The organism is Micromonospora sp. NPDC049051 (assembly GCF_043197575.1).
Classification (GTDB): Bacteria; Actinomycetota; Actinomycetes; order Mycobacteriales; family Micromonosporaceae; genus Micromonospora.
Window position 1 is genome coordinate 728531 of sequence record NZ_JBICTL010000002.1, and the last position, 13495, is coordinate 742025.

At 74.7% G+C, this 13495-nt stretch carries 9 protein-coding genes; 3 read left to right on the forward strand and 6 right to left on the reverse strand.

Annotated elements, in window-relative coordinates:
* Positions 1-33 precede the first annotated feature (33 nt).
* On the reverse strand, positions 34-1878 hold the full coding sequence (locus tag ACGFIR_RS10505) for a hypothetical protein (protein WP_393144430.1): 1845 nt from the start codon (positions 1876-1878) through the stop codon (positions 34-36).
* Positions 1878-3749, reverse strand: a complete 1872-nt coding sequence (locus tag ACGFIR_RS10510; protein WP_393144740.1) for a hypothetical protein — start codon at positions 3747-3749, stop codon at positions 1878-1880. The genes ACGFIR_RS10505 and ACGFIR_RS10510 overlap by 1 nt, the downstream gene beginning before the upstream one ends.
* A 340-nt stretch (positions 3750-4089) precedes the next feature.
* Between ACGFIR_RS10510 and ACGFIR_RS10515 the strand changes: the two genes are divergently transcribed.
* Complete coding sequence (locus ACGFIR_RS10515) at positions 4090-5283, forward strand: hypothetical protein (protein WP_393144432.1); 1194 nt, start codon at positions 4090-4092, stop codon at positions 5281-5283.
* Positions 5284-5352: 69 nt separating this feature from the next.
* On the opposite strand, the gene dxs is transcribed toward ACGFIR_RS10515, so the two are convergent.
* The 4 genes from dxs to ACGFIR_RS10535 form a co-directional block, all read right to left on the reverse strand.
* Positions 5353-7305, reverse strand: a complete 1953-nt coding sequence (dxs, locus tag ACGFIR_RS10520; protein ID WP_393144434.1) for a 1-deoxy-D-xylulose-5-phosphate synthase — start codon at positions 7303-7305, stop codon at positions 5353-5355.
* A 137-nt stretch (positions 7306-7442) separates the two neighbouring features.
* Positions 7443-8612 carry an anhydro-N-acetylmuramic acid kinase gene (locus ACGFIR_RS10525; protein WP_393144436.1) on the reverse strand — a complete coding sequence of 390 codons (1170 nt, stop codon included), beginning with the start codon at positions 8610-8612 and terminating at the stop codon, positions 7443-7445.
* A 9-nt stretch (positions 8613-8621) separates the two neighbouring features.
* Positions 8622-9875: a class I SAM-dependent RNA methyltransferase gene (locus ACGFIR_RS10530; RefSeq protein WP_393144438.1), complete on the reverse strand. Its 1254-nt coding sequence runs from the start codon at positions 9873-9875 to the stop codon at positions 8622-8624.
* Positions 9872-11947 carry an APC family permease gene (locus ACGFIR_RS10535; RefSeq protein ID WP_393004078.1) on the reverse strand — a complete coding sequence of 692 codons (2076 nt, stop codon included), beginning with the start codon at positions 11945-11947 and terminating at the stop codon, positions 9872-9874. The genes ACGFIR_RS10530 and ACGFIR_RS10535 overlap by 4 nt, the downstream gene beginning before the upstream one ends.
* Before the next feature lie 162 nt (positions 11948-12109).
* Here ACGFIR_RS10535 and ACGFIR_RS10540 point away from each other — a divergent pair, with 162 nt between their 5' ends.
* A complete protein-coding gene (locus ACGFIR_RS10540) occupies positions 12110-12775 on the forward strand; it encodes a potassium channel family protein (protein ID WP_393144440.1) in 666 nt (221 codons plus the stop codon).
* 2 nt (positions 12776-12777) lie between these two features.
* Entirely contained in the window at positions 12778-13467 is a 690-nt protein-coding gene (locus ACGFIR_RS10545; protein ID WP_393004699.1) for a potassium channel family protein, read from the forward strand.
* The last annotated feature ends 28 nt before the right edge of the window (positions 13468-13495 follow it).

A 13495-nucleotide genomic window follows, 5' to 3' on the forward strand; every position in this document is an offset into this window, starting at 1 on the left:
ACCCGTCGAGCGGTCACGCTGGTAGGGCGGGCGTCAGCCCACCAGGGGCCGGACGTCCCAGACGTGGGCGCCGGCCACCTCGCGGCCGGGGCCGAGCAGCGCGTCGACCGTACGGCGCACCGGGTCGCCGTGGTGCAGGCCGCCCTGCACCACCAGGGCGGCACGCCAGTGGCGCAGGTCCTCGACCGCCTGCCGGCGGTGCTCGTCGGTGACCACCGGCACCTCGCCCGTCTGCGCCACCCGGCGCAGCAGCTCGGCGGTGGGGCGGTCCGGGGCTCCCCACCGGGCGGCCGGATCGTCGGCGGCCCGGGGGCCGATGAAGTAGCCGCCCGGCGTCGGGAAGGCCAGCCCGGTGCGGGCCGACCAGAGCATCGCCGGGCTGACCCCCGCGCCGGTCACCGGCGGCACCGGCACCAGGGTCCGGCCCGGCGGGACGTGGGCCCGCCAGCCGCCCTCGGCCACGAACGCCGGCACGGGCCAGGCCGGCACGGTCCGGATCGGGGTGGGGATCAGCGGCAGCAGCGCGGCGGCCACCGCCCCGCCCCAGAGCAGCCGGACCGGCACGGCACCCACCCGGGCCTCGGTCCCGACCCCGGGGCGCAGCCGATCGGTCCCGACCCCGGGGCGCAGCCGATCGGCCCCGACCTCGGGACGCAGCCGGTCCAGGGAGAGGGCGAGCAGGATGCCCAGCACCGGGACGCAGACCAGCGGGAAGCGCGCCGGCACCGCGTGGTCGAGCAGCGGCAGCTCGGCGATCAGCCGGTACGGCCCGGGGATGCCGGTGGGTGTGCCGTCCAGGCGGACCTGCCCGCCCAGCGAGAGCAGCGCGAAGAACAGCCCGCAGGCGGCCAGCGCGCGCACCAGCGGCCGGCGCCACAGCCAGATCACGATCACCACGGCGAGCACCAGCAGCCCGGGGCCGAAGAAGGAGTTCTCCTCGGTGGGGTTCGGGGCGAGCAGGCCGGGCAGGTGGTCGTCGCCGAGCACCGTCTGCCGCGCCGAGGCGGTGAACGACGCGGCGTCGAGCTGGTAGCCGTACGCGTGGAAGGGCATGCCCCGGTAGTGGCCCGGGCCGAAGAACTGGAACCACAGCGGGTACGCCAGCAGCGGCAACGAGACCGCCACGCCGACGGCCAGCCGGCCCAGCAGCGCGGGTGCCCGCCGACGCGCGGTCGCCCGGTCGGCCGCCGCGTACGCCAGCGCGAACGTCCCGGCGGCGAGCACCAGGAAGACCAGCACCTCCTCGCCGAGGAAGACCTGGTACGCCACCAGCAGCCCGAGCAGCGTCCCGTGCCGCCACACCCGGCGCGGGTCGGGGTGGAACACCAGCGCCAGGATCACCGGCACCAGGAACTGCGCCGCCATGTGCAGGTGTGCCCCGGCCTGCGCGACCATGCCGGGGGCGAAGCCGCAGAACAGCCCGCCGACGGCCGCCGCCGCGCGGGAGTCGACGAGTCGGCGGCGCAGCAGCGCGTACCAGGCGGTCGCGGTGCCGGCGAGGCAGCAGACGACGGCCACCAGGAAGGCGACCTGCGAGCCGAACAGCAGGGTGACCGGCGTCAGCGGCACGCCCAGGCCCAGCACCGAGGTGTTGGCCATCAGGTTCACCCCGTCGGGGACGTTCAGCTCCCCGCTGTACAGCGGGTTCTCCAGGCCCGTCACGGCCCGGGCCGCGCGGGCCAGCATCCACTCGAAGAGGATCTGGTCCCCGGCCTGGTGGAACAGCCGCCCCGGACGGCCCCACTGGCCGAGGGTCAGCAGCACCGCCAGGGCGAGGTAGCCGGCGACGACCAGCGCGTCCGGGGCGCGGGACGGCAGCCGGCGGGGCCGCCGCGCGGGTGCCGTGTCGACGGTGCCGGCCGCCGCCGGGGCGGCCATCAGGCCGGCTGGTCCGTGAGCGTCCGGACGTCCCACACCCAGACGTCCAGCTCCCGGCGGCCGGGGCCGACCAGCTGCTCGACGGTGCGCCGCAACTGCTCGGAGTGGTGCTGGGTGACCGGCAGCACCAGGATGGCCGCCCGCCAGTGCCGCAGCTCGTCCATGCAGCGGCGGCGCTGCCGGTCGTCCAGCTTCGGAATGCGGCCGGTCGAGGCGACCTCCTCCAGCAGCTTCCCGATGCCGCTGGGCCGGCCACCGAAGCGGCCGGGGTCGCCGGTGTTGCCGTTGCGCGGCGCCAGGAAGTAGCCGCCGGGGATCTTGAAGTCGAGGTTGGTGGAGGCGGCCCAGCGCATCCCGTGGGTGTGCCCCATGGCGGGCACCGGGATCGGCACCAGGGTCTGGTCCGGCCCGACGTAGCCACGCCACCGGTCGGCCGTGATGAAGTCCGGCACCGGGGGACGCGAGGTCATCTGCAACGGCATCGGCGCGATCGGCAGCAGCGCGAGGACGAGCCCGGCCAGGGTGAGCGTACGCAGCGTCCGCCGCTCCAGCGGCAGCGCCCGGGACCGCTCGACGGCGAAGGCCAGCAGGATGCCCACCACCACACTGGTGATCAGGCCGAACCGGGTGGGCACCACCGCGTCGAGCAGCGGCAACCGGACCAGCCACTCCCAGGGGCCGGTGATCAGCTCACGGTCCCACCAGGACACCCGCTCGCCGAGGGAGAGCACGGCGAAGAACGCCCCGGTCACGGCGAGCGCCCGGACGATCAGCTCCCGCCGCAGCCACACCGCGATGCCGACGGCGATCAGGGCGAGGCTCCAGCCGAAGAAGGCGTTCTCCTCGGAGTAGTTCGGGGCGAGGTTGACGTTGGCGCGCTGGTCGCCGCCGATCGTCGGCGAGCCGGGCGCGAAGAAGGCCGCGATGTCGTTGCCGTAGTCGCGGACCGCGTCGCTCAGACCGTGGTACGCCATGGGCCCGGCGAACTGGATGTAGAGCGGGTACGCCAGCAGCGCCCCGGCGAGCACGGTGCAGATCGCGAGGGCCTTGGCCAACGGCCGCCAGGCCGCCGCCCAGAGCGCCGGCCGCTGGGCGAGCACGGCGAGCAGGAACACGCCGCAGGCGAGCGCCGTGAAGAGCAGGATCTCCTCGTTGATGAACGCCTGGGCGGTGACCATCAGGGCGAGCAGCGCGCCGTCGCGCCACGGCCGGCGGGAGCGGGTGATGACCAGCACCCGCCAGACGATGAACGGCAGCAGGAACTGGGAGATGATGTTGGGGTGCCAGCTGGCGTGCGAGAGCATCGCCGGCGAGAACCCGCAGAACCAGCCGCCGACGGCGGCCGCCAGCGGGCTGCGCACGACATGCCGGGAGAGCACGAAGTACCAGGCGGAGGCGGTGCCGGCGAGCGCGAGCGTGACCAGCAACACGAAGGTCACGGCCGGCCCGAAGAGCAGCGTCACCGGCACCATCGGGATGCCCAGCGCGAGGATGGCCGTGTTGGCCATCAGGTTGACCCCGTCGGGGTAGTTGAACTGCTCGGTGAAGAACGGGAACTCGCCGTGCAGCACCACGCGTACCGAGTGGGCGAGGAAGAACTGCACCTGGGCCGGGTCGCTGCTGTAGAGCGACGCCACCCGGCCGGCCGGGTCCACCCAGATCTGGCTGGTCACCCAGACCGCGGCCAGCAGGAACAGGCCGAAGACCGTGAGGTCCTGCCGCCGCCGGGCCCACCGCCGCGGCCGGGCGCGCTCCGCCCCTCCCCCGGCCCCGCCGTCCGCTCCGGAGGAGGTCGCGACGCCGGCCGCTCCGGTGTCGACGGCCACGCCGGGCGAGGAGTCGGCGTCGGCCGCTCCGGTGTCCACAGCCACGCCGGGAGCGCCGGCCTCGTCGGCGGGGGCGGCCCCGTCCGGCGTACGGTCGCCGGCGCCGCCCACGGACGGTGCCACGGGTTCGGACGCGGGGGCCGCGGCGGCGTCGGATTCCGACCTGGATTCGGCGCGGGTCTCGGCAGGCGTCACAGTCGGCGGAGTCTACCCGAGCGGGACATTCACCCTGAAACCACGGCAGTGTCCTGTGTGGCCGGTGTCGGCCGGGGCCCGCGACCTGCGCACGGACGGTGGGCGAGGTGGCGCGTCCCGGTGATCCGACATCTCGTACTATGGCGCTTTCCGTTTGAACGACGGCTGAGGCGATCGAGGGGGCGTACAGGTGGCTCCAGTCCGCCGGCGCGGCATCACGGCCACCGCACTGCTGAGTCTGCTACTCACCGTGACCGCCTGCGGTCCGGTGGCGCAGCGGCAGCCGACCGACCTACGGGTCGGCTACGACAGCCTGGACGGCGACCTCACGGTCTGGCCGCCACGGGGCACGCTCGCGGGCGACGCCGCCGTCCGGTCGGCCGTGACCGGGGCGGTACGCGACTGGCGGTCGCCGGCCGACGACCGGGTGCACCTGCCCACCTCCGGGATCCTCTGGTCCGGCGAGGTCGGCGGCGCGCCCCTGGCGCTGGTCGCGGCCGACGTGCCCGGCCAGAGCGCGTCCTGGCTGCTCCAGGTCACCGCCGAGGGCGGCCGGTACGCCGTCACCCGCGCCGTCGAGTACACCGACCCCGGCTACCTCGTCTACTCCGACGTGCTCCCCGTGCACACCGCCGACGGACGGCGCTACCTCACCTCCGACCGGGTGCAGCGGCTGCTCGGGCCGGACGGTCGCGCGCTGCGGCACACCGAGGGCCTCACCGAGCCGGTGAACGTGCCGGCCTGCCGGGCGGTGCCGGTGACCGCCACGCTCAAGGCCACCCGGGCACTGCCCCGGGGCCGGGCCGCCGACCGGCTGCTGGATCTCGGCACCGGCACCGCCGACCCCCGCTACCCCCTCGTACGCGACGAGAGCGGCTCCGGCAAGCGGGCCCTCACGGGCCTGGACACCTGCGTGCTCGCCGGGGAGGAGGGTCCCTTCGGCAGCATCCCCCGGCGCATCGGCGACCGGGAGGCGCCGCGCTCGGTGCCGGCGTCCTGGCCGATGACCAAGCTGACCGTACGCACCCTCGGCGAGGTCGCCCTGGGCGGTGGCGAGCCGGCGGAGCTGGAGCAGCTGACCTGGGAGACGGCCGACGGCATGATGTCCGCCGTGGTCTACCGCCCCGCCGACGGGGGCGCGCCGGTGCTCTCCCCCGCCGACCGGTCCGACCCGTTGCAGACGTACAGGCTGCCGGTGCCGGGGCAGCCGCTGGCCGTGCTGAGCTGGCGGCCGACCGCCGACAGTTCGCTGTCCACGCCACCGGACACGCTCCGGCTCGTGGACCGGCCGGGGCTGGTCGTGGTGCCGATGCCGACCCGCTCGGCGACGTTCAGCCTCGCCGAGGCGGAGAAGACGCACTACCGCTCCGTCGGCGACCGCTGATCCGGGGCGCCGGACGCCGACGGCGGGTGTCCCGGTCTCCCGGGGCACCCGCCGTCGGCGGTCAGGGGCTCAGTTCTGCGCGGTCGCGTCGTCGGCGGTGACGACCGGCTCGACCGGCTCGACGTCGAGCCGGGAGATCCAGCCGGTGACGTCGCGGGCCACGTCCTGCGCGGTCAGGCCCAGGTCGGCGAGGATCTGCGCGCGGGTGCCGTGCGGGTGCCAGTCGGCCGGCACGCCCAGGTCCTTCAGCGGCACCCGGACGTCGGCGTCCCGCATCGCCTGGGCGAGGGCGTCACCGACGCCACCGACCCGGACCCCGTCCTCGACGGTGACCACGAGCCGGTGGCCGGCGGCCAACTCGACCAGCTCGGCCGGGACCGGGCGGACCCAGCGCGGGTCGACCACGGTGACCCCGTAGCCCTGCCCGGCGACCCGGGTCGCCACCTCCATGCCGAGGTGGCCGAAGGAGCCGACCGCGACCAGCAGCACGTCCTTGCGCGCCGACTCGGCCAGCACGTCGACGGTGCCGACCCGGCGCACGGCCGGCAGGTCGGCGGCGACGGTGCCGGTCGGGAAGCGGACGATGGTGGGGCCGTCGTCGACGGCCACCGCCTCGCGCAGTTCCTCGCGCAGGGTGGCGGCGTCGCGGGGCGCGGCGATCCGCAGGCCCGGCACGACCCCGAAGACCGACATGTCCCACATCCCGTAGTGGCTGGGCCCGTCGGGGCCGGTGATCCCGGCCCGGTCCAGCACGAAGGTCACCGGCAGCTTGTGCATCGCCACGTCCAGCAGGACCTGGTCGAAGGCGCGGTTGAGGAAGGTCGCGTAGACCGCCACCACGGGGTGCAGCCCGCCGAGGGCGAGGCCGGCGGCCGAGGTGGCCGCGTGCTGCTCGGCGATGCCCACGTCGTAGACCCGCTTCGGGTGCTTGCGGGCCAGCTTGGCGATGCCGGTGGGCTCGGCCATCGCGGCGGTGATGCCCACCACGTCGGGCCGCTCGTCGGCGATGGCGACCAGCTCGTCGGCGAAGACGTGCGTCCACTTCACCGACGGGGCGGCGACCAGCTTGCCGGTCTCGATGTCGAAGGCGCTGCCGGGGCCGTGCAGGCAGTCGGCCTCGTCCTCCTCGGCCGGGCGGTAGCCGTAGCCCTTGCGGGTGACGGCGTGCACGATCACCGGACCGCCGAAGTTCTTCGCCGCCCGCAGCGCCGACTCGACCGCCGTCACGTCGTGCCCGTCGACCGGGCCGACGTACTTGATGCCGAGGTCCTCGAACATCGCCTGCGGGGCGACCGCGTCCTTGATGCCCCGCTTGACCGCGTGCAGCACCTCGTACATCGGCTTGCCGACCAGCGGCGTCGAGCCGAGCGCCTCCTTGACGGTGTCGAGCACCTTCTCGTAGCCGGGGTTCAGCCGCAGCGTGGAGAGGTGGTCGGCGAGGCCGCCGATGGTCGGCGCGTAGGAGCGGCCGTTGTCGTTGACCACGATCACCAACGGGTTACGGGCGGCGGCGATGTTGTTCAGCGCCTCCCAGCACATCCCGCCGGTGAGCGCGCCGTCACCCACCACGGCGACCACGCTGCGCTGCTCGCCCCGCAGCGCGTACGCCTTGGCCAGGCCGTCGGCGTAGGACAGGGCGGTGGAGGCGTGCGAGTTCTCGATGAGGTCGTGCTCGCTCTCGGCCTGGCTCGGGTAGCCGGAGATGCCGCCGCGCTGACGCAGCTTGTCGAAGCCGGTCTGCCGGCCGGTGAGGATCTTGTGCACGTACGCCTGGTGGCCGGTGTCGAACAGGAGCCGGTCGCGCGGGGAGTCGAAGACCCGGTGCATGGCCAGGGTCAGCTCGACCACGCCCAGGTTGGGGCCGACGTGCCCGCCGGTACGCGAGACCTTGGCGATCAGGAAGTCACGGATCTCCGCGGCGAGGACGTCCAGCTCCTCGGCGGACATCCGCTTGACGTCCTGCGGACCCCGTACGGTGGCCAGCAGCCCGGTGTGGTGGACCGTGTCCTCTTCAACGCTCATGACGCAAGAGTCTATCGGCCGTCCGGTACTCCGCAGCCTGGCCCGGATGCCCGCCGGCCGGCCCGGGGCCCTGATCGCCTGGTCAGTCCCCGGATCCGCGGCCGGCCCGGTCGCCGGCGAACCGGCCCCCTGGGAGATCAGGCCGCGATCCGCAGCCGCCGGGGCGCCGCGACGGTCGGGGCAGCCCGGTGCGCCGGCCCGGACGGGGTCCAGGAGCCCAGCACGGCGGCCCGGGTGGCGCCGGTCACCGAGGGCAGCGCGCCCGGCAGCCCGTGCCAGGAGAGCCAGCCCAGCAGCGCGAACGCGTACGCCTCCTTGGCCTGCGCGGGCACCCCCAGCTCGTCGGTGGTGCGCAGCCGCCAGCGCCCCGCGCCGAGGGCGGCCAGCCGGTCCGTCAGCGTCCGGTTGCGCACCCCGCCGCCGGCCGCGACCACCTCGGTCACGCCGTGCCGGTCGCACTCGCCGGCCACCACCCGGGTGGTCAGCTCGGTCAGGGTGGCGAGCACGTCGTCGGCCGGCACCGCCTCGCCGAGCGCGGCCAGCCGGTCGTCCAGGTAGCCGGCGTGGAACAGCTCCTTGCCGGTCGACTTGGGTGGCGGGGCCGCGTAGTACGGCTCGGCGAGCAGCGCGGCGAGCAGGCCGGGGTGCACCCGACCGGCCGCCGCGCGGGCGCCGTCGAGGTCGCAGGGCCGGCCCAGGAGGCGACGGGCCGCCGCGTCGAGCAGCGCGTTGGCGGGCCCCACGTCGTACCCGAGCACCGGCGCCCCGGGCGCGACGACCGTGAGGTTGGCGATGCCGCCCAGGTTGAGCGCGGCGCGCGGGGCCGCGCCGTCGGCCGGGTCGAGCAGCAGCGCGTCGAACGCCGGGACCAGGGGCGCGCCCTGCCCGCCGGCCGCGACGTCCGCCGAGCGCAGGTCGCTCAGCACGGGTACGCCCACCCGCGCCGCCACCCGGGCCACCGCGCCCAGTTGCAGGGTGCCCCGGGCGCGCCCGCCGTCCACCCAGTGGAAGACCGTCTGCCCGGGCGAGACCACCGCGTCGGCCGCGCCGCCGGCCAGCTCGACGCCGAGGGCCGCCGCCTCGGCGAAGACCTCCCCGAGGCGGTTGTCCAGGCGGCAGACCGCCTCGACGGTGGTGCTCGCGGGCGGCAGCAGCGCGCCGATCTCGGCGCGCAGCTCGTCGTCGTAGTCGACGCCCCGGTGCCCCAGCGGTCGTAGCCGCAGCGTGTCCCCGTCGAGGGTGAACTCGGCGGCGGCCACGTCCACCCCGTCGTACGAGGTTCCCGACATCAACCCGACGATCTTCATCGCGTCAGGCTAGCGGTGGGCTCGCCCCGGCGGCAGGAGCAGGCCGACCAGCTCGACGTGCTGGGTCATCGGGAACAGGTCGAAGCCGCGCAGCTCGGCCAGCCGCCAGCCCAGCCCGGCGAAGGTGTGCACGTCGCGGGCGAAGGCGGCCGGGTCGCAGGCCACGTACGCCACCGCGCGGGGACCGGCGGCCACGACGTCGCGCACCACCCGGGCGCCCGCGCCGGAGCGCGGCGGGTCGAGCACCACCACGTCGACCGGCCCGGTGATCCGGCGGCGGGCCAGCGCGGTCTCCACCCGGGCCGGGACGACCTCCACCCAGGGCAGGTCACGCAGGTTCTCCCGGGCGGCGGCGACGCCCTGCGCCGCCGACTCGACCAGGGTGACGCGGCCCGCCTCGCCGACCCGGCCGGCCAGCGCGGCGGCGAACAGCCCCGCCCCGCCGTAGAGATCCCAGGCCCGCTCGCCCGGGCGCGGGTCGGTCAGCCCCAGCACGGCCTCGACCAGGGTGTCGGCGGCGGCCGGGTGGACCTGCCAGAACGACGACACCGGCAGCGTCCACTCCCGGCCGGCGGCCACCTCACGGACCCGCTCCGGGCCGCTGAGGGTGCGGGACACCCCGTCGGCGACGGCGGTGGCGGTCACGTCCCCGCCGGTGGAGGCGACCGTCTCGACCGCGTCCGCGTCCGGCCAGCGCGCCCCGGTCGGGGCCAGCACGGGCAGCTCCCGGATCGCCGGGTGGGCGATCAGGCAGCGGTCGATCGGCACCACCTCGTGCGAGCGGTGCTTGAGCAGCCCGGCCCGGCCCGCCCCGTCGACGGCGTAGCGGACGCGGGAGCGCCAGCCGAGCGGGCCGCCGGGCAACGGCTCGACCCGGACGCCGAGGGCGTCCAGCTCGGCGTCGGTGAGCCCGCCGAGGCGGGTGAGCTGCTCGCGTACGACCGCCGCCTTCCAGTCGAGCTGGGCGGCCGGGGCGACGTGTTGCAGGTCGCACCCGCCACAGCGGCCCGGCTTCGCGTACGGGCAGGGCTGCTCGACCCGGTCCGGGGAGGCCTCGATCACGGTCACCGCGTCGGCCCGGACGAAGCCCCTGTGCACCTCGGTCACCTCGGCGACCACCCGCTCCCCGGGCAGCGCGTGCCGGACGAAGACCACCTGCCCGTCCACCCGGGCGACGCAGTGCCCGCCCGGCGCGACCGTCCCGACGGTCAGCTCGACGCGTTCGGCCTCCTCCAGCCCCCGTGCGTACTCCTGCGGGTTCACCGCTCACCCCCACCACTCGGGCCGCTCTCTCCGGGCGGCGCGGACACGACGGGCGGCACGCTCGGCGGCAGGGTGCCGCGCGGCGCCACCCGGGGCCCGCGCGCCGGGCCCCGGCTGAGGGTGGCGTCCAGCCGGTCCAGGTCCTTGCCCGCCGTCGAGGCGAGCTGCCACGGCACGCTGGTCACCATCACCCCCGGTTCGAAGAGCAGCCGCCCCTTCAGGCGCAGCGCGCTCTGGTTGTGCAGCAGGTGCTCCCACCAGCGCCCCACCACGTACTCCGGGATGAAGACCGTGACCACGTCGCGCGGCGACTCCCGGCGGACGCCGGCCACGAAGTCGAGGATGGGCCGGGTGATCTCCCGGTACGGCGAGTCGACCACGGTCAGCGGGACGGGCAGGTCCCGCCGCTCCCACTCCGTCTGCAACTCCCGGGTGTCCTTCTCGTCGACGTTCACGGTCACCGCGGTCAGCGTGTCCGGCCGGGTCGCCCGGGCGTACGCGATCGCCCGCAGCGTCGGCTTGTGCACCTTGCTGACCAGCACGACGGCGTGGTTGCGGGCGGGCAGCACGGCCCGGCCCTCGTCCGGCGGGGTCAGCTCCGCGGCGACCCGGTCGTAGTGCCGGCGGATGCCCAGCATGAGCATGTAGATCATCGCCATCGCGGCGATGGCGATCCACGCCCCGAGCAGGAACTTGGTGACGAGCACGATGACCAGCACCGCGCCGGTCATCGCCATGCCGAAGGCGTTGATCGCCCGGGAGCGCAGCATCTGCCGGCGCGCCTGCGGGTCCCGCGTCGTCCTCAGGTGCCGGTTCCAGTGCCGGATCATGCCGGCCTGGGAGAGCGTGAACGAGACGAACACGCCGACGATGTAGAGCTGGATGAGCCGGGTCACCTCGGCCTGGAAGCCGACGATCAGCACGATCGCGGCGACGGCCAGGAAGACGATGCCGTTGGAGAAGGCCAGCCGGTCGCCGCGGGTGTGCAGCTGCCGGGGCAGGTAGCGGTCCTGGGCGAGGATCGAGCCGAGCACCGGGAAGCCGTTGAACGCCGTGTTCGCGGCCAGGAAGAGGATCAGCGCGGTGACCCCGGCGACCACGAAGAGCAGCACCGAGCCGGAGCCGAAGACCGTCTCCCCGAGCTGGGTGGTGACGGTCTTCTGCACGTATCCCTCGGGGCCGGAGATGATCTGGAGCCTCGGGTCCTCGACGAACTGCAGGCCGGTGAGCCGGGACAGCCAGATGATGCCGACGAGCATGGCCACCGAGATGGTGCCGAGCAGCAGCAGCGTGGTGGCCGCGTTGCGGCTCTTCGGCGCCTTGAACGCCGGCACCCCGTTGGAGATCGCCTCCACGCCGGTCAGCGCCGCGCAGCCCGAGGAGAACGTGCGCAGCAGCAGGAAGACCAGGGCGAAGCCGGTGACGCTGTGCTCGGCCTGGATCTCCAGGCCGGCGCTGGGCGCCCGCAGGTCGTGGCCGAGCACGAAGACCCGTACGAGGCCGGTCAGCAGCATCCCGACCATCACGATGATGAAGCCGTAGGTGGGGATCGCGAACGCGGTGCCGGACTCGCGCAGCCCCCGCAGGTTCACCGCCGTGAGCAGCACCACCGCGGTGACGGCGATCAGCACCTTGTGGGTGGCCACGAACGGCACCACCGAGCCCAGGTTGGCCACCCCCGAGGAGACCGAGACCGCGACCGTGAGCACGTAGTCGACCAGCAGCGCGCTGGCCACCGCGACGCCCGCCCGGGGGCCGAGGTTGACCGTGGCCACCTCGTAGTCGCCGCCGCCCGAGGGGTAGGCGTGCACGTTCTGCCGGTAGCTGGCGACGACGGTGAGCATCACCACCACGACGGCCAGGGCGATCCACGGCGAGAAGAGGTACGCCGAGGCGCCGGCGATGGAGAGGGTCAGCAGGATCTCGTCGGGCGCGTACGCGACGCTGGAGAGGGCGTCGGACGCGAAGACGGGCAGCGCGATGCGCTTGGGCAGAAGCGTGTGCTTGAGCCGGTCGGACCGGAACGGTCGACCGAGGAGCAGCCGCTTCAGCAGCGAGGTGGGTCTGGCCACAACCGCCAAGCGTACGACCACCCGGTTGCGCCCCGTGGGGTGGCCGATCGCGCGGCGGCGGAGCGGCGGAGTACCGTCGGTCCGCGCCCACGCCCGCGACGTGGCAGGCTCGCAGACGGCAGGCCCACCGGCCGGGCGTTGCGCACCTTGAGGAGGGACGCGGTGCATGTCGTGATCATGGGTTGCGGCCGGGTCGGCTCGACCCTCGCCCACAGCCTGGAGTCCCGGGGGCACTCGGTCGCCGTCATCGACCACGACGCCGACGCCTTCCGCCGGCTCGGCCCCGACTTCGCCGGGATCACCGTCACCGGCGCCGGCTTCGACGGGGAGGTCCTCCGGCAGGCCGGCATCGAGCGGGCGGACGCCTTCGCGGCCGTCTCCAGCGGCGACAACTCCAACATCATCTCGGCCCGGCTCGCCCGGGAGACGTTCGGCGTGTCCCGGGTCGCGGCGCGCATCTACGACCAGCGCCGCGCCCAGGTCTACGAGCGGCTCGGCATCCCCACGGTGGCCACCGTCCGGTGGACCGCCGAGCGGATGCTGCGGCACCTGGTGCCGGAGGGGAACGTGGAGATCTTCCGGGACGCGACGAGCACCGTGTCGATCATCGAGGTGCCGGTGCACAAGGACTGGGTCGGCCGGCCGGTACGCGCCCTGGAGGAGGCGACCGGGGCCCGGGTGGCGTACCTGATCCGCTTCGGCATCGGCACGCTGCCGACCCGCTCCAGCGTCGTCCAGGAGGGCGACCAGGTCTTCATGCTGGTCACCGACGACATCGCGGCGACGGTCACGTCGGTGGCGGCGGCGCCGCCCGAAGGAGGGCTGTGAGCATGCGCATCGCCATCGCCGGCGCGGGCAACGTGGGCCGCTCGATCGCGCAGGAGCTGATCGACAACGGCCACCAGGTGATGCTCATCGAGCGCCAGCCCCGGATGCTGCGGCCCGACCGGGTGCCGGCCGCCGACTGGGTACTGGCCGACGCCTGCGAGCTGACCAGCCTGGAGGAGGCCGACATCGCCGGCTGCGACGTGGTGGTCGCCGCCACCGGGGACGACAAGGTCAACCTGGTGGTCTCGCTGCTGGCCAAGACCGAGTTCGCGGTGCCCCGGGTGGTGGCCCGGGTCAACCGGGCCGAGAACGAGTGGCTCTTCACCGAGCAGTGGGGCGTCGACGTCGCGGTCAGCAAGCCGCGGGTGATGGCCGCCCTGGTCGAGGAGGCGGTCACCGTCGGCGACCTGGTGCGGCTGATGACCTTCCGGCAGGGCGAGGCGAACCTCGTGGAGATCACCCTGCCGCCGACCGCCCCGTACGTCGGGGAGCCGTTGCGCGCCGTCCCGCTGCCCCGCGACTCGGCGCTGGTGGCGATCCTGCGCGGCAAGCGCGTGCTGGTGCCCACGCCCGACGACCCGCTCGAGGCGGGCGACGAGTTGATCTTCGTGTGCACGGCGGAGGTCGAGGACGCCGTACGCGCGGTGGTGCTCGGACCGGACAGCGTCGAGCGCACCCGCGGGCAGCGCTGAGGCGCGGCGCCCGGTGGGCGAACGGCCG